Here is a 16,348-nt window from a genome sequence, read left to right as displayed (position 1 = left end):
GGCTACGCCCTTATTATTCGTTTCTTGAATTTCTGAAATTGGAATTTGAAATTGGACGCATATCGCAAACTCCATTATTGTGCAATGCAACAACAGACCATTCATGGAGGGCATATGTCCACTTTTACCAACACCTACAGCAACGACAACGACAATTACTTCAGCAACCTGGGCCGCGCCACGCGCGCCTTCCTGGGCGCCCTGCTCGCTTCCAAGCCGTACAGCGAACTGGCGCAGAAGGAAGTCATCGCCAGCAGCGTCAGCGATGAAGAGCAACGCTATGTGCGTCCAAGCAAGCGCGATTTCGCCCTGCTGAACTCGGAAGCGAACCGCTACGAAAAGCTGATGCCGAATCTGGCAGCAGAACTGCGCTTCCTGGCGTCGCGCGGTTAAAAAACGTTCATGGCGGCGTTGCCTGCGCCTTGCCGTACGTTCGGCTGGGCGCCTGGCCCTGGACGTTTTTACCTAACTAAATATTAACAAGGAAATTTTATGATGTTTCTCGAAACCGTACTGGTAAGTGTGGCCGTCGTGGTCACCGGCATCCATTTTTACCTGATCACGACCGGCAAGGCCCGTTTCTGATTAGCAAGCAGCAAGGCAGCGGCACGCCGCGCCATGCGTGTGCAGCAGTACAAGGTAATAGGTACAAGGAAGTAAAGTGATATGTCAGCCTGGCAATCGGTCCAGGCTGGCAAGCGGGAAGTAGTACGGTCTTAATGTGGCGCCGCGGCGTCCACCGGTGTTTCCAGCAGTGGCGGGGTTTGGCCCTTGCGCACGATCTGCACGAAAATCTCATTCTGTTTGACCATGCCCAGCTCGTAGCGGGCACGCTCTTCGACGGCGCCCGTACCATCCTTCAGGTCGCGCACTTCGGATTCGAGCTTGGCGTTGCGCGCCTTCAATTCCATGTTCTTCTTGTTGGCCACCGCCACTTGGGCTTCCATGTCGGCAACACGCAGCCAGCCGCCTTTACCCAGCCAGAGGGGAAATTGTATCAACAGCAGCAGGGCTGCCAGGGCGAGCGTAATCAGGCGCATGGGGCATTCAGTTAAAAAACCGGCCGGAACATCTCCGGCCGGCCAGTGGGTTTTACATCAGCTTACTTCAGATTATAGAACGCATCGCGGCCAGGGTAGCTGGCGATGTCGCCCAGGTCTTCCTCGATACGCAGCAGCTGGTTGTACTTGGCCATGCGGTCCGAACGCGACATCGAGCCCGTCTTGATCTGCAGGGCGTTCGTGGCAACGGCGATATCGGCGATGGTCGAGTCTTCCGTTTCGCCCGAGCGGTGTGAAATGACGGCCGTGTAGCCGGCGCGCTTGGCCATTTCGATGGCGGCGAAGGTTTCCGTCAGGGTACCGATCTGGTTGATCTTGATCAAGATCGAGTTGGCGATGCCTTTCGAGATGCCTTCTTTCAGGATCTTGGTATTGGTGACATACAGGTCGTCGCCGACCAGTTGCACTTTCTTGCCCAGTTCCGCCGTCAGGATCGCCCAGCCATCCCAGTCGCCTTCATGCATCGCGTCTTCGATCGAGATGATCGGGTACTTGTCGCACCAGGTCGCCAGCAGGTTGGTGAACTCGGTGGCGGTCAGGCTCAGGCCTTCGCCTTCCATTTCGTACTTGCCGTTCTTGTAGAACTCGGACGCGGCGCAATCGAGGCCGATGGCGATCTGCGTGCCTGGCTCGTAGCCCGCTTCTTCGATGGCCTGGATGATCAGCTTGATGGCTTCTTCATGGTTGGCCAGCGATGGCGCGAAACCGCCTTCGTCGCCCACGTTGGTGTTCAGGCCCTTCTTGTGCAGGATCTTTTTCAGCGTGTGGAACACTTCCGCGCCGTAGCGGACGGCTTCCTTGAACGACGGGGCGCCCACGGGAATGATCATGAATTCCTGGATGTCCAGGTTGTTGTCGGCGTGTGCGCCGCCGTTGATGACGTTCATCATCGGCACTGGCATCTGCATGGCGCCCGAACCGCCGAAATAGCGGTACAGCGGCAAGCCGGCTTCTTCGGCGGCAGCCTTGGCGACAGCCATCGAGACGGCCAGGATGGCGTTGGCGCCCAGGCGCGATTTGTTTTCCGTGCCGTCCAGGTCGATCAGGGTACGGTCCAGGAAAGCCTGTTCATTGGCGTCCAGGCCCATGATGGCTTCGGAGATTTCGGTGTTGATGTTCTCACATGCTTGCAGCACGCCCTTGCCGAAGTAGCGCTTGGCGTCGCCATCGCGCAATTCCACGGCTTCGCGCGAACCGGTCGAGGCACCCGACGGTACGGCTGCACGGCCCATCACGCCCGATTCCAGCAACACATCGCATTCGACGGTCGGGTTACCGCGCGAGTCCAGGATTTCGCGGCCGATAATATCAACAATAGCACTCATGTCATTCTCCAAAGTTAAGCTTAACAGGGGGCTGCACACTGCGTTCTGATGCGCAATTGCACAAAGGGGGCAAAGAAACTCCCGGCGGGAACGATCTGGCCGGGAGCTGTCTTACGGGTAATACTGTCGCGATCGACCGCGTTATTCCGCAGCGGCGTTGGCTTCTTTGTGCGCCAGCGCTGCCTTGATGAACGACGTAAACAACGGATGGCCGGTGCGTGGCGTCGACTTGAACTCGGGATGGTATTGCACGCCCATATACCAAGGGTGGGAATTTTCACCCGTGCGCGGCAATTCCATGATTTCGCACAAATCTTCGCTCGGCGTGCGGGCCGACACGATCAGGCCAGCCGATTCGACACGGGCCAGGTAGTGATTATTGGCTTCGTAGCGATGACGGTGACGCTCGGTCACCACGCTGCCGTAGATCTCGGCGGCGAGGGTGCCCGGATTGACGGCGCAGGTCTGCGCGCCCAGGCGCATGGTACCGCCCAGGTCCGAGTTTTCATCGCGCAACTCGACTTTACCATCGTGGTTTTGCCACTCATTGATCAGTGCAACGACAGGTTGATCCGTATCAAGGTCGAACTCGGTCGAATTCGCGTTCGGCATGCCAGCCTTGTTGCGCGCGTATTCGATCAGGGCCACTTGCATGCCCAGGCAGATGCCCAGGTAAGGGATCTTGTTTTCACGGGCAAACTGGGCCGCCTTGATCTTGCCTTCCACGCCGCGCTTGCCGAAGCCGCCCGGTACCAGGATGGCATCGTACTTGGCCAGGTTGTCGCAACCGGTCGTTTCGATTTCTTCCGAATCGATGTACTCGATGTTGACGCGGCTTTCCGTGTGGATGCCGGCGTGGCGCAGCGCTTCGATCAGCGACTTGTACGACTCGGTCAGCTCGACATACTTGCCGACCATGCCGACGGTCACTTCCGCCTTCGGGTGCTCCATCGTGTAGATCAGCTTGCTCCAGATCGACAGGTCGGCCGGCGCAGGATCGAGGTCCAGCGCGTCGCAGATGATCTTGTCGAGGCCCTGGTCGTGCAGCATTTGCGGCACTTTGTAGATGGTGTCGACGTCCCACACGGAAATGACGGCGTCTTCCTCGATGTTCGAGAACAGCGAGATTTTCGCGCGCTCGTCTTCCGGGATGGCGCGGTCGGCGCGGCACAGCAGCGCATTCGGCAAGATGCCGATTTCGCGCAGCTTTTGCACCGAGTGCTGGGTCGGCTTGGTTTTCAGTTCACCGGCCGAGGCGATGTACGGCACCAGGGTCAGGTGGACGAACGCCGTGTTCTTGCGGCCGGCGCGCAGGCTCAGCTGGCGTGCCGCTTCCAGGAAGGGCAAGGATTCGATATCGCCGACGGTGCCGCCGATTTCGCACAGGGCCACGTCGTAGCCTTCGGCGCCACGGCGGATGTAATCCTGGATTTCATTGGTGATATGCGGAATCACCTGCACGGTCTTGCCCAGATATTCGCCCCGGCGTTCCTTGCGGATCACCGATTCATAGATCTGGCCAGTGGTGAAGTTATTCACCTTTTTCATGCGGGTGGAGATGAAGCGCTCGTAGTGACCGAGGTCGAGGTCGGTTTCGGCCCCGTCATCGGTGACGAATACTTCACCGTGTTGCATAGGGCTCATCGTGCCAGGATCGACGTTGATATACGGGTCGAGCTTGAGCATGGTGACTTTAAGGCCGCGCGATTCGAGGATCGCGGCGAGGGAGGCGGCGGCAATCCCTTTTCCAAGGGAAGACACAACGCCACCAGTGACGAAGACAAATTTGGTCATTGCAGATGGTGCCGAACGGCACGTGCGGGAAATTGAAATTATACACTAAAGCCCGCCTGCGTCGCTCTCCGCGCACGGAAATTTGCGCCAAATACCGACTATCCCTCCCCCTCCTGCTGTCTACGCGCAACAAAATTACCCAATAACAATAATTGAAATATTTCCAATTCCATATGTTGTGTGGGCGAGCGAACAGACCCTGCCGCGCCCCGGCGGCAGACTGGGATTTTTCAACAGGAGGTCCATCATGAGCTACGAAGAACGCGACGCCTACGGCATGTATGTCAACCGCGGCCACAAAGGCCCCGGCCCTGAACTGATGGGCGCCGACACCCTGATCGGCGACCATGTGCACAATGCCAAGGATGAACACCTGGGCGAAATCAAGGAAATCATGCTCGACATGCGCAGCGGCAAAATCGCCTACGCCGTCATGTCGCACGGCGGCGTCTTCACCATCGGCGAAAAGCTGTTCGCCGTGCCGTGGGAAGCGCTGCTGCTCGACACCGTCAACAAGCGCTTCACCCTCAACGTCGACAAGGAGCGCATCGAAAACGCCCCCGGCTTCGACACGGATAACTGGCCGAACATGGCGGACAGCGCTTGGGCGGCGTCGATCCATAGCTATTATGGAACGACGCCGCGCGAGTATTAATTAAGCCAAGGTGCGGGGCTTGGGCCTGCTTTAAAAGCGGTACTCCAGCCCTGCCACATACGTCCTGCCCCGCGCCGTGCTCAGCGGCGTATTCTCTTGCGACTGCGACGGCATCGAGTTCAGGCGGTTCAGCGCTTCCGAGAAATCCTTGTTCATGGCGTTTTGCACGGACAGGCGCAGGAACAGGTTCTTGCTGACCTGGTAGCTCGCATACAGGTCGATCACGGCCGGGATCTTCGGATTGTCGGCCTTGAGCACTTCCCCCGTCGCTTCATCGGCGTCATTGTCCGGCGACAGGCGGCGGTTCGAGCCCGTGTGCTTGAGGATGGCGCCCACTTCCAGCTTGTTGTCCAGCAGGCGCGTGCCCACGTCGAGGTTGTAGTACACGCTGGGCAGTTCGCTGATGTCGGCCGCGCCAAACCAGGCGCTGGCGATCGACGTGGGCTGGCGCGTCGTTTCGCGCGTGTACGACAGGCGCGCATACGCCGGCCCCAGGTGATATTGCGCTTCCAGTTCCCAGCCGCGCGAATACACGGGCGTGGCCGAGTTGATGTAGATATACATATTGGTCACGTATTCATCCACATTCTGCCAGTCCTTGGCGATCACTTCCGCGATATTGCACTTGCGCCCGCTGTCGCACACGAGGAAGGACTGGCTGGTGATATAGCCGTCGATCTTGCTCTTGAAATACAAGGCCTTGAAATTCAGCGCATCGTTCTTGCTCAGCAAGCCATGCAGGCTGGAATTGAAACCCAGCTGGTAGGTGCTGGCCCGCTCGCCCTTCAGGAAGGGGTTCATCGACGCCCCGCCGTCATTCGAGAAAAATACTTCCTGCGGATTCGGCCCGCGCATGGTGCGCTCGGCGCTGGCAAACGGCTGGAACCACGGCATCACCTGCGCGGAAACGAGCAGCGAGGGATTGATGCCATGCTCCTTCAACGCAATATTGCTTGCCCCTTGCGGGAAGCACTGCACGCGCAAGTCGCAGGCGGGCTTGTGGCCCGTCAAATCAAAGTGCGTGTAGTTGAGGCCCGCATTGACTTGAACAATACCGCGGTTGTATTGCAGGCCCGCATACAGGCTGTTGATCTTTTGCACGCCCTCGGGGCCGAACGTATTGTTTTCGATCGATTGCTGGTTCGCATCCGGGTTGTCCGGATCGTCGACCAGGCTTTCCACATGCTTGCTGTATTTATTGCGCATCAGCTTGCCGCCGATGGTCACCAGCGCATCGCCGCCAGCCAGCCTGAAGCTGCTGGTGTTGTTGATGTCGAAGGCGTCGGCGCGGTTGGCCGCATTCGTGTTGATGAAATTGGTCAGCGCCTCGGGCATGTATTTCTGGTTGCCGCGGCTGCTGCTGGCCACCACATTGAGGTCGATCAACTCGGAAAACGGCGTGTAGTGATATTTTACGTAGTAGTCATCGCTGTGGATATCGCGGCGCGTAAACGTGCTGCGGTAATCGCGCGCCGACAGTTCCAGCGCATGGAAATCGCTCAATTTGAGGTCCAGCTTGAGCAATTGCGACTTGGGCTTTTGCTTGTAATAGCGGTTGTAGCCGAAACCGAATTCCTCGCTGTTGACGCCCTTCGCATTCTTGTAGTTGTTGCCGATCACGCTCGCGCTGGTGGCGGCCATGAAGCCCACGCTGCCGCCGTCAAAGGCGGGGTTTTTCATGGCCACGGCCAGCATGGCGCTGCGGCCCACGCCGTTATTACCGGTCCACATCTTCGTGCGCGCCCCCGTCTTTTCCCCGGCGAAGACGACGTCATCGACGCCGATGGTGCGGAAATTGGCGCTGCCGGCCAGCGCATTGACGCCGTCGCCGCCGACGACATTGCCACGCGACACATCCACGCCGATGATGAAATTCGGGTCGATCAGCGCGCCGAACTGGCTGCTGGGCACGCCACCGTGCGACACGGACGACGGCGCGCTGCCATAGTAATTCTGGCTCACGCCATCGACCATCATGTTGACGCGCCCCAGGCCCGACAAGCCGCGGATGTTGACGCTGACGGCGCCCTGCGCCGGATCGATCTGGGTAAACGTGCCCGGCATGCTGCGCACGATCTGGTCCACGGGCTGCAAGCGCGTATCGGCCCCGCGCGCGCTGACGGCGCCCGGTTTTTCCAGCGCCTGCCGTTCCGCAGGCACCGTTTCACCCGATACGTTCAGCGGCGGAAATTCCACCTTGCCACTGTCTTGCGCCTGTTGCGCCCATGCCTGCTGCGCGAGCAAGGCCATGCAGATGCCCACGGCCTGCGTCATTGTCTTGATATGCATACACCCTCGATTTGTTATGTTATTGAAAAATATGAAATTCAGCTGGCGTCGAGCTTGAACGACACGGGCAAGGTCACCGTCACCGTGCCCTGGCGCAATACGTTCTCGGGCGGCGCCGGCAGCGGCTGCGCGCGCTGCAGCACTTGCAAGGCTTCCCGGTCGAGCAGCACCGTGCCCGACGACGTGACCAGCTCGCTGGCCAGCAATTTGCCGTCGCGGTCCACCTGGAAGCGCACCCAGGCGGCGCCAGCCCGCTTGCGCTGGCGCGCATCGCCCGGATAGCGCTTGAAGTGCGCCAGGTGGCCAAGCACCTGGCTTTGCCAGCTGGCCGGCGCCGCGCTGGTCGATGGCGTGTCGCTGTTGAACGGCGCCGCCTGCGGACCGCGCACGGCGGCCGGCGCCGGCGTGGCGCTGCTGCTGGCCTGCGCGGGCACGGAGGCTTCCTTCGCGGCATCCTTGCCCGGCTCCGCCGACGGACTGGCCGCCGCCTTTTCCTCTTTTTCCGCCGCGACGATCTCCGGCGCGGCGGCGCGCGCCAGCACCGGCAGCGCCTCTTGCCTGGTTGCACTCTTTGGCGGCCGGGCGGCGCTGGACGCGGCCGACTGGCGCGCGCCCAGGGCGTGCGCCACCTGCGTCTCCGGCGACATCGCTTGCGCGGCAAAGACCACCATCACGCTGGCCGCCGGATTGGCGGGCGCCACGGCGACGGGCTGCCAGCCCGCCCACAGCAGCAGCGCCAGCGCAGCGGCCACCACCAGCGACGTGGCAATACCCCAGCTCAATAGGGGGCGCGGCGCCGGCCCGGACTGCGGACTCACCCGCCCTCCCGGCCGACCAGGCCCACTTTCAGATAGCCGGCCTGGCGCAGGGCATCCATCACGCCCAGCACGTCTTCATACGCGGCTTGCTTGTCGGCCTGGAAAAACAGGGTGCGCTGGCGGTCGCCGCCCGTTTGCGCATCGAGCAGGCCGCCCAGCTGCTCGCGCGCCACGGGAGACTCGCCCAGGTACAGGCTGCGGTCCGCCTTCAGCGACACGAACATCGGTTTCTCGGGACGGGGTTCGGGCTTGGCCGTGGCGGCCGGCAAGTCGATTTTCAAGTCGACTGTGGCCAGCGGCGAAACGACCATGAAGATGATCAACAGCACCAGCATCACGTCGATGAAGGGCGTGACATTGATCTCGCTCAACTCCGGCATGTCGGCCGTGTCATCGTCCTGGGAGGGAAACAGGGAAGCCATGGCTCAGGCCTGCTGGCGCGTGTCGAGGTCGCGGCTCAGCATCAGCAGCACTTGCGCGGAAGCGGCGCGCAGCTGCGCCTTGTACTGGTTGATGCCACGGCTCAAGACGTTATAGATGACGACGGCGGGGATCGCCGCCACCAGGCCCAGGGCGGTGGCCAGCAAGGCTTCCGCGATGCCCGGCGCCACGGTGGCCAGGTTCGTGCTCTGGCTGACGGCGATGCCGATAAAACTGTTCATGATGCCCCACACGGTGCCGAACAGGCCGACGAACGGCGCCACGGCGCCTATGCTGGCCAGCAAGCCGATGCCTTGCGTCATGGCGCGCACCTGCTGCGCAATGAACTGTTCCTGGCGAAAGCCGGCCCGCTCCTTCAGGGCCGCCGCCGGCGCGCTGGCGTGCGACAGACTCAGTTCTTGCTGTACATCAGCGAGCAACTGTTGCGCCAGCGAAATGCTGCCTGCGCCCTCCACTTTGACGGCCGCGTCCGGCAAGGAGGTGGCCGTCTTCAGCATGGCGACGGCATGCGCCGCCTCGCGCCGGGCTTGCAACAAACTGGCGCCCTTCACCAGCAAGACCACCCAGGTGGCCAGCGCGGCGACCAGCAAACCGATAAGCACGCTTTTGACGACCTGGTCGGCGGCGAAAAACATGCCCAGCGGCGACATGTCATGGGGTAAGGCGGACGCTTGCGCGGTGGCCTGCAACAGGGAAAGAACGACACCGCAGCTGGCGGCTTTGATACGGAACAAGGGGATACGCATGAGAACTTTGACAGGTAACAGGCATGGCTGCGCCAACGGCGCGCATGCGCATGCAAAAAAATCGGATGAACTACCTGGCTGCTATGGGGGAGCTTGCTGGGGGAGAGTGCCGGGCAGAACGCCCGGCGGCGATACAAGAAATTACTTGGCGCTGGCGACGGCGGGCGTTACGGGCGTGAACCAGACGAAATCCGCCTGCGGCGCCAGCACCGTGGCGCCCTGCTGTGCCAGGACCAGCACCAGCGGCGCCGGGCCGCCCGTCAAGTCCTGCACGTGCAGCGGCACGCCCAGGTCCTTGTGCGCATGGTAGGCGCCGGCGATCAGCACGGCCGGCGCGGGCGCGGCCAGCAGGCGCTCGGCCATGCGGCGGTCGCGCTGCTGCTGCACCGACAGCATGGCGGCCAGGCGCGGCTCGTCGATCTGGTTGTCATGCATGACGCGGATGATGTCTTTCAGTTTCTCATGCACCTTGCCGTCGTTGGCCAGGTTCGAATGCTTGCCCTGCACGGCCGGCTTGTCGATAAACAGTTGCTTGATTTCGCTGCGGCCCAGGTTGGCCGACCAGACGGGATACGGCGCGCGCATCACGGTCATCACCAGGTCGCCATATTGCGCCCACTTCCAGCTGGGCTGCCATGCCAGCAGCTCGGCCACGTGCTCGGGGCGCACGACGGGGTCCGCCTGCAGCCACGGCTTGACCTTGTCCACCTTGGCTTGCTGGTCCGGGTTCAGCATTTCCAGCAGCACGCTGCCTTGGGGACGCTGGCCCTGCAATTGCTGCAGCAGCCATTGCTCGATCTGGTGATGGCTGAGCTGGTCATGCTGCTCGCCCACGATGACCCGGGGCGCGGCGGCCAGCTGGGCCAGCAATTGTTCGGCGCTCACGCGCTGGCCGCTGCGCAGGTCGACGATTTCGCCCAGCTGGCGCACATCTTGCGCGGCGGACGCTGCGGCGGCGCCGGTGGCAGCGTCAGTCGCTGGCGCCACGCTGCTGCAGGCGCTCAGCGCCAGCACGCAGGCGGGCAGGACTGCGGAGAAGGACAGGGGGAATTTCATGGCATGGCCTTTCGGGGTCTGAGCTGCGGGTCAAACTGTTGCAAAATAGGTATAGGCGGGCATTCTAATAGAAATGATTCTCATTTACAACCAAAGCGCGGCGAACCATGCAGGTTTTTTTACAACTGGCAAAAAATCAACAGGCTACGCCGGTGAAATCCCCGGGCGCGGAGTAGAATAAAAAAAACGGAGGACTTGCGTGAATCAAACTGACCAGTTGGCGGTACTGAAAAAACCGCTGCCCGTATCCCTTGCTGCCGTACTTTCCCTGATCTTTGCCGACCGCTTTTCCATGACGCAAGCCATGCGCGCACACCATGGCCGCGACGAGTCGAGCTATCCCCCCATGCTGCCGGACGCCGTCATTTTCGCCCATTCCACCGAGGAAGTGGCGGCCGCCGTCAAGCTGTGCAGCGCGCACGACGTGCCCGTCATCGCCTACGGCAGCGGCACTTCGCTGGAAGGCCACGTGCTGGCCCTGCATGGCGGCGTGACGATTGATCTGTCGCAAATGAACCAGATGGTAGCCGTGCATAGTGAAGACTTGACGGCCACCGTGCAAGCGGGCGTCACGCGCAAGCAACTGAACGAAGAGCTGCGCGACACGGGCCTGTTCTTCCCCATCGACCCGGGCGCCAATGCCTCGCTGGGCGGCATGGCGGCCACGCGCGCCTCGGGCACGAACGCCGTGCGCTACGGCACCATGCGCGAAAACGTGCTGGCCCTGACGGTGGTGACGGCCGACGGCCGCATCATCAAGACGGGAACCAGGGCAAAGAAATCGTCGGCCGGCTACGACCTGACGCGCCTGTTCGTCGGCAGCGAAGGGACGCTGGGCATCATCACGGAAGTGACGGTGAAACTGTATCCGCTGCCGGAAGCGATCTCGGCGGCCGTGTGCTCGTTCCCCGGCACGGGAGAGGCCGTCAGCGCCGTGATCCAGACCATCCAGATGGGTATTCCCGTGGCGCGGGTCGAGTTTCTCGATGAAAATGGCGTCAAGGCTATCAACGCCTACGACAAGATGGCCTTGCCGGAAAAACCCTTGCTGCTGTTTGAATTCCACGGCACGCCGGCCAGCGTGGCCGAGCAGGCGCAGCTGGTGCAAGCCATCACGGCCGAACACGGCGCCAGCGATTTCGAGTGGGCCAGCCGCCCCGAAGACCGCTCGCGCCTGTGGGCCGCCCGCCACAACGCATACTTTGCCCTGCTGCAGATGCGCCCCGGCAGCCGCGCCATTTCCACCGATTGCTGCGTACCTATTTCGCGCCTGGCCGAATGCATCCTCGCCACCCAGGCCGATTGCGAAGCGCAAGGCCTCGTCTACGCCATCATCGGCCACGTGGGCGACGGCAACTTCCACGTGCAGATGCTGGTCGACCCGGACGATCCAATCGACATCGCGCGCGCGGAAAAGGTCAACAGCGACATGGTCACGCGCGCCATCGGCATGGATGGCACGTGCACGGGAGAACACGGCGTGGGCATGCACAAGATGGCCTTTCTCGTGGAAGAGCATGGCGAAGGCGCCATCGACACCATGCGCGCCCTGAAACACGCGCTGGATCCGAAGAACATCATGAATCCGGGCAAGATCGTGCGCTGGTAATCAGGCCGTCCACTCCATGCGCATCGGCACGAAGGCGATGCCGCCCGTCTCCACCTTCGGCCCCGTGGCGACAAAGCCCAGGCTTTCGTACAGGGGCAAGGCATAGGCCGAGGAATTGACGGTAAACACCGTGACTTTCCCCCTGGCCAGCGAGGCATCGCGGGCCGCCTGCCACAGGCGGCGCGCCATGCCGCGCCGGTGCAGCGCGCGCGGCACGAACATGTGGAACAGGTGCGTGTTGTCGCGCATGGCCACCACGCCGGCCAGTTCGCCGTCGATGTGCGCCAGCTGGTAATGATAGTTGGATAGCGACAGGTAACTTTCGATGGCCGGCTGGCGGCAATGTTCGATGAACTTTTCCGCCCCCGCGCCATCGGGATGCAGGGTCAAAAAGGGCATCAGGTCGTCGATCAGGGTGACGATGGCGGGCGCATCGGCGACCAGGGCGGGGCGCAGTGTCGGTTCGGGCAAAGTAGTCATATGATAATCATGCCACCGCCTGGCCGACATTGACAAGCATCAACAGAAATCGCGGCTGCTGGTCCTCAAACGCCCCAGCAGATGCGACATATCGACCAGGCGCTTGGCCACCAGGTTGCGCACCAGCCCCTCGCGCTGCCACACGCCGTACACGCCCAGCAGCGGCGCGCTCAGCACTTCGCGGCGCTGGCTTTCCACCAGGTCGGGCCAGACGATGACGTTGACCGTGCCCGTCTCGTCTTCCAGGGTCATGAAGATGACGCCCTTGGCCGTGCCCGGACGCTGGCGCACGGTAACGATGCCGCAGGCGCGCGCCAGTTGGCCATCCGTGTAGCTGGCCAGCGCGGATGCCGGCAGGAAACGCTGCTCCAGCAATTGCCTGCGCAGCAGCGCCAGCGGGTGGCGGCCCAGGGTCAGGCCTTGCGCGCGGTAGTCGCTGACGATGCTCTCGCCTTCCGTGGGCGCGGCCAGCACGGGCAAGTCTTCCTCTGGCGTGGTGACGCGCAGCAAATCCCTGTCGGGCACGGCGCCGGCCGCCTGCCACAGCGCCGCGCGCCGGTGCCCTGCCAGCGCGTGCAGCGCGTTGCCTGCCGCCAAGACCTGCAAGTCATGACGATCCAGGCCGCCACGCCGCGCCAGGTCGGCCACGTCGACGAAGGCGGCGATGGCGCGCGCATCCTCGATGCGCCGGGCCGCCTCGGCGCGCATGCCGAACAGGCTGTTCAAGCCCAGGCGCACGGCGGGCGCGGGGTCTTGCCCTGCTTCCAATGCCGCTTCCCAGCCGCTGACGGTCACGTCGACGGGCAGCACTGGCACGCCATGCCGGCGCGCATCCTGCACCAGTTGCGAGGGGCTGTAAAAACCCATGGGCTGGCTGTTGAGCAAGGCGCACAGAAAGGCGGCCGGTTCGTGGCATTTCAACCAGGAACTGGCGTACGTCAGCAGCGCGAAACTGGCCGCGTGCGACTCGGGAAAACCGTATTCGCCAAAGCCTTCGATCTGGCTGAAGATGGCCTCGGCAAACTCCTTGCCGTAACCATTCTCCACCATGGCATCGACGATGCGGTCATGGTAATTGTTCATGCCGCCCTTGCGTTTCCAGGCCGCCATGGCGCGCCGCAACTGGTCCGCTTCGCCAGGCGTGAAACCGGCCGCGATGATGGCCACCTGCATTACTTGCTCCTGGAAAATGGGAACGCCGAGGGTGCGCCCCAGCGCCTTTTCCAGGCCCTTCGGATAATCGATTGGCTCCTTTTTCTGGCGCCGCTGCAGATACGGATGCACCATGCCGCCCTGGATGGGGCCGGGGCGCACGAGCGCCACCTCGATGACGAGGTCATAGAATTCACGGGGACGCAAACGGGGCAGCATGCTCATCTGCGCACGCGACTCGATCTGGAACACGCCGATGGTGTCGGCCTGGCACATCATGTCGTAGGTGGCGGAGTCTTCCGCCGGAATATCCTGCAGGCGGAGTGGCTCGCCGCGCCGCGCACTCACCAGTTCCAGGGCGCGGCGCAGGGCCGACAGCATGCCCAGTGCCAGCACGTCGACCTTCATCAAGCCCAGTTCTTCCAGGTCGTTCTTGTCCCACTCGATGACGCTGCGCTCGGCCATGGCCGCGTTTTCAATCGGCACCAGGCGCGACAGCTTTCCTTGCGCAATCACAAAGCCGCCCGGATGCTGCGACAGATGGCGGGGAAAGCCCAGCAATTGCTGCGCCAGGCCGGCCCACTGCTGCGACAATGCCGCTTCCGGGTCCAGCCCGCATTCGGCCAGGCGCTCCAGCAAATCGCGCTTGCCGTCGAACCAGCGGTGCGCCTTGGCCACTTTTTCCACGATGGCCAGGTCGATCCCCAGCGCCCGGCCGCTGTCGCGCAAGGCGCTTTTGGGCCGATAGCTGATCACCACGGCCGCCAGCGCGGCCCGCTCGCGCCCATATTTTCCGTAGATATATTGAATCACTTCTTCGCGCCGCTGGTGCTCGAAATCGACGTCGATGTCGGGCGGCTCGTTGCGCTCGCGCGACATGAAACGCCCGACCAGCGAATTGCCGCGCGCCGGGTCCACTTCCGTGATGTGCAGGCAATAGCAGACGGCCGAATTGGCGGCCGAGCCCCTGCCCTGGCACAGGATGTCTTGCGAGCGGGCAAAGCGCACGATGTCGTACACGGTCAAAAAGTAGGCTTCATACGACAGCTCCGCGATCAGTTCCAGCTCCTGTTCGAGCTGCTGCTGCACGTTGGCCGGTATGCCCAGCGGAAAACGGATGCGCGCACCCGCATACGTTTCTGCGCGCAGATACGTCGCCGGCGTGTGGCCGTGCGGCACCAACTCGTCGGGATAGTCATAGCGCAAGCTGTCGAGCGAGAATGTGCACAGGTCCGCGATGCGCAGGGTTTCTGCCAGCGCCTGCGGCGGATACACATTGGCCAGGCGCAAGCGCGCGCGCAGATGCTGCTCCGCGTTTTGCGCCAGCGCATAGCCGCACTCGCCCACGGGCTTGCCCACGCGGATCGCGCACAGGGTGTCGAGCAGCGGCTTGCGCGAACGCACGTGCATGCACACATGGCCGACGGCCACCACGGACAAGCCCAGCGCCTGCGCGGCGTCCTGCACGGCGCCGCGGTGGGCGTCATCCTGCGCCCGCTGCAGCAGGTTCAAGCCTATCCAGCTGCGCTCGCCGCCAAAGGTGGATAGCATCCACGCACCCTGCGCGCGCAGCGTCGCGGGCTGGGCCGGATAGCCAGGCAGCAAGATCATCAGGCAGCCGGGCAACCCTTGCAAATGGGCAAACTGCGCCGACGGTGCGGCGAAATCGTCGGGCGTCAACAGATAGCGGCCCTTGGCCGCCCGCGTGCGCGCCATGGTGATCAGTTCCGACAGGTTGCCGTAACCGTCGCGGTCCTGCACCAGCGCCAGCAGGGACGGCCCCGGGCTGCCGTCGGCCTGCGTCAAGTGAAAATGCGCGCCGATAATCAGGGGGAAACCGGCCCGCTTGGCCGTCGCATGGGCGCGCACGACACCCGCCAGCGAGCACTCGTCGGTAATCGCCAGCGCCCGGTAAGCAAGCTGGACAGAGCGCGCCACCAGCTCTTCCGCATGCGAGGCCCCATGCAGGAAGCTGAAATTACTCAGGCAGTACAACTCAGCATACTCGGGTAAGACTGCGCTCCCCATGATCTACCTCAATACTGTATATAAACACAGTATATTATACTCATCTGAAAACGGCCATCTCAGTTATGCTGAGGTTTTACCTTGCACAGTGCCCGCCATGATCGTCCACTCATTAAAATGTTTCGGCGCCGCCCCCGGTGGCGGCAATGCGGCGCTGGTCGTGGAAAACGACTACGCCAGCGAAACGCAGCGCCAGGCCTTTGCCCGCGAACGCCAGGTCAGCGCCTGCGTCTTTCTCGACCGGCAAGCGGACGGCGCGGAGGGATGCCTCGTGCTCGACTATTTTTATCCGCACACGCGCAGTCCCCTGTGCCTGCACGCCACCCTGGCGGCCGCGCATGTGCTGCTGGCGGCGCCCGGCGCGCCGGCGGCGCTGACGGTGACGACCGCCATGTACGGGCAAGCCTTGCAGCTGGTGCGCCGCGCGGAGGGATTGTTCATCGGCCTGGCGCCGCAGCCGGCGCCTGCCGTCCTGGTGGAAAAGTATGTGCCCTCCGAGCTGATGGGCCAGCACATGCACTTGCTGTCGCCGCCCGTCGTCGCGTCCGTCGGCAGCCCGAAGCTGCTGCTGGAAGTGGCCGACCGCACCACCCTGCGCGCGCTGCGGCCGAACCTGGAATTGATCGCCGACTGGAGCGCCTTGCACAAGGTCAGCGGCTGCTATGCGTATTGCCGCGTCGGCGAGCACGAATATGAGGGACGCAACTTCAACCACCTCGACCCGGCGCTGGAAGACAGCGCCACGGGCGTGGCGGCAGGCGCGCTGGCAGCGCACTTGCAGCAGTCGTTGCGCCTGCACCAGGGCCATGTGACGCAGCAACCCTGTCTGATCGAAGTGCAGTACGGCACGCAAGCGATCTGGGTGGGCGGCATGGTGCAACGCAGCACCTGAAT

General features: G+C 62.7%; 14 protein-coding genes. 4 read left to right on the top strand and 10 right to left on the bottom strand.

The features are described 5' to 3' along the window. Positions 1-114 precede the first annotated feature (114 nt). On the top strand, positions 115-393 hold the full coding sequence (locus CLU94_RS20245; protein WP_099666941.1) for a hypothetical protein: 279 nt from the start codon (positions 115-117) through the stop codon (positions 391-393). A 323-nt stretch (positions 394-716) separates the two neighbouring features. Here the strand turns inward: CLU94_RS20245 and ftsB are convergent, their stop codons facing one another. The 3 genes from ftsB to CLU94_RS20230 all read right to left on the bottom strand — a co-directional run bounded on the left by ftsB (position 717) and on the right by CLU94_RS20230 (position 4,180). Further along, positions 717-1,040 (bottom strand): cell division protein FtsB, encoded by a 324-nt coding sequence (ftsB, locus tag CLU94_RS20240; protein ID WP_035821182.1) that lies wholly within the window; start codon positions 1,038-1,040, stop codon positions 717-719. Positions 1,041-1,102: 62 nt separating this feature from the next. Then, a complete protein-coding gene (gene eno / locus CLU94_RS20235; RefSeq protein ID WP_034750709.1) occupies positions 1,103-2,386 on the bottom strand; it encodes a phosphopyruvate hydratase in 1,284 nt (427 codons plus the stop codon). A gap of 141 nt (positions 2,387-2,527) precedes the next feature. Next, positions 2,528-4,180, bottom strand: a complete 1,653-nt coding sequence (locus tag CLU94_RS20230; RefSeq protein WP_099666940.1) for a CTP synthase — start codon at positions 4,178-4,180, stop codon at positions 2,528-2,530. 247 nt (positions 4,181-4,427) lie between these two features. Here CLU94_RS20230 and CLU94_RS20225 point away from each other — a divergent pair, with 247 nt between their 5' ends. Further along, on the top strand, positions 4,428-4,835 hold the full coding sequence (locus tag CLU94_RS20225; protein WP_099666939.1) for a PRC-barrel domain-containing protein: 408 nt from the start codon (positions 4,428-4,430) through the stop codon (positions 4,833-4,835). A 30-nt stretch (positions 4,836-4,865) separates the two neighbouring features. Here the strand turns inward: CLU94_RS20225 and CLU94_RS20220 are convergent, their stop codons facing one another. The 5 genes from CLU94_RS20220 to CLU94_RS20200 all read right to left on the bottom strand — a co-directional run bounded on the left by CLU94_RS20220 (position 4,866) and on the right by CLU94_RS20200 (position 10,185). Next, positions 4,866-7,124, bottom strand: coding sequence for a TonB-dependent receptor domain-containing protein (locus CLU94_RS20220; RefSeq protein ID WP_099666938.1), 2,259 nt, complete (start codon positions 7,122-7,124; stop codon positions 4,866-4,868). 38 nt (positions 7,125-7,162) lie between these two features. Further along, on the bottom strand, positions 7,163-7,942 hold the full coding sequence (locus tag CLU94_RS20215) for an energy transducer TonB family protein (protein ID WP_143451492.1): 780 nt from the start codon (positions 7,940-7,942) through the stop codon (positions 7,163-7,165). Then, positions 7,939-8,364 carry a TonB system transport protein ExbD gene (gene exbD / locus CLU94_RS20210; protein WP_099666936.1) on the bottom strand — a complete coding sequence of 142 codons (426 nt, stop codon included), beginning with the start codon at positions 8,362-8,364 and terminating at the stop codon, positions 7,939-7,941. The genes CLU94_RS20215 and exbD overlap by 4 nt, the downstream gene beginning before the upstream one ends. A gap of 3 nt (positions 8,365-8,367) precedes the next feature. Then, positions 8,368-9,117 carry a tonB-system energizer ExbB gene (gene exbB / locus CLU94_RS20205; RefSeq protein WP_257218886.1) on the bottom strand — a complete coding sequence of 250 codons (750 nt, stop codon included), beginning with the start codon at positions 9,115-9,117 and terminating at the stop codon, positions 8,368-8,370. A gap of 153 nt (positions 9,118-9,270) precedes the next feature. After that, entirely contained in the window at positions 9,271-10,185 is a 915-nt protein-coding gene (locus CLU94_RS20200; RefSeq protein ID WP_099666934.1) for a ChaN family lipoprotein, read from the bottom strand. Positions 10,186-10,384: 199 nt separating this feature from the next. On the opposite strand from CLU94_RS20200, the gene CLU94_RS20195 reads away from it, so the two are divergent. Then, positions 10,385-11,794: an FAD-binding oxidoreductase gene (locus CLU94_RS20195; RefSeq protein WP_373610203.1), complete on the top strand. Its 1,410-nt coding sequence runs from the start codon at positions 10,385-10,387 to the stop codon at positions 11,792-11,794. On the opposite strand, the gene CLU94_RS20190 is transcribed toward CLU94_RS20195, so the two are convergent. Both CLU94_RS20190 and CLU94_RS20185 read right to left on the bottom strand, forming a co-directional pair. Then, a complete protein-coding gene (locus CLU94_RS20190; RefSeq protein WP_257218885.1) occupies positions 11,795-12,274 on the bottom strand; it encodes a GNAT family N-acetyltransferase in 480 nt (159 codons plus the stop codon). It lies immediately after the preceding gene. A gap of 39 nt (positions 12,275-12,313) precedes the next feature. Then, complete coding sequence (locus CLU94_RS20185) at positions 12,314-15,454, bottom strand: error-prone DNA polymerase (RefSeq protein ID WP_099666933.1); 3,141 nt, start codon at positions 15,452-15,454, stop codon at positions 12,314-12,316. A 97-nt stretch (positions 15,455-15,551) separates the two neighbouring features. Here CLU94_RS20185 and CLU94_RS20180 point away from each other — a divergent pair, with 97 nt between their 5' ends. Beyond that, complete coding sequence (locus tag CLU94_RS20180) at positions 15,552-16,346, top strand: PhzF family phenazine biosynthesis protein (protein ID WP_099666932.1); 795 nt, start codon at positions 15,552-15,554, stop codon at positions 16,344-16,346. Positions 16,347-16,348 lie beyond the last annotated feature (2 nt).

This window comes from Janthinobacterium sp. 13, assembly GCF_002749695.1.
GTDB classification, from domain to species: Bacteria; Pseudomonadota; Gammaproteobacteria; order Burkholderiales; family Burkholderiaceae_D; genus Janthinobacterium; species Janthinobacterium kumbetense.
The sequence above is the reverse complement of the archived record's forward strand: the minus strand, read 5'-3'. Positions and strand labels throughout refer to the sequence as shown.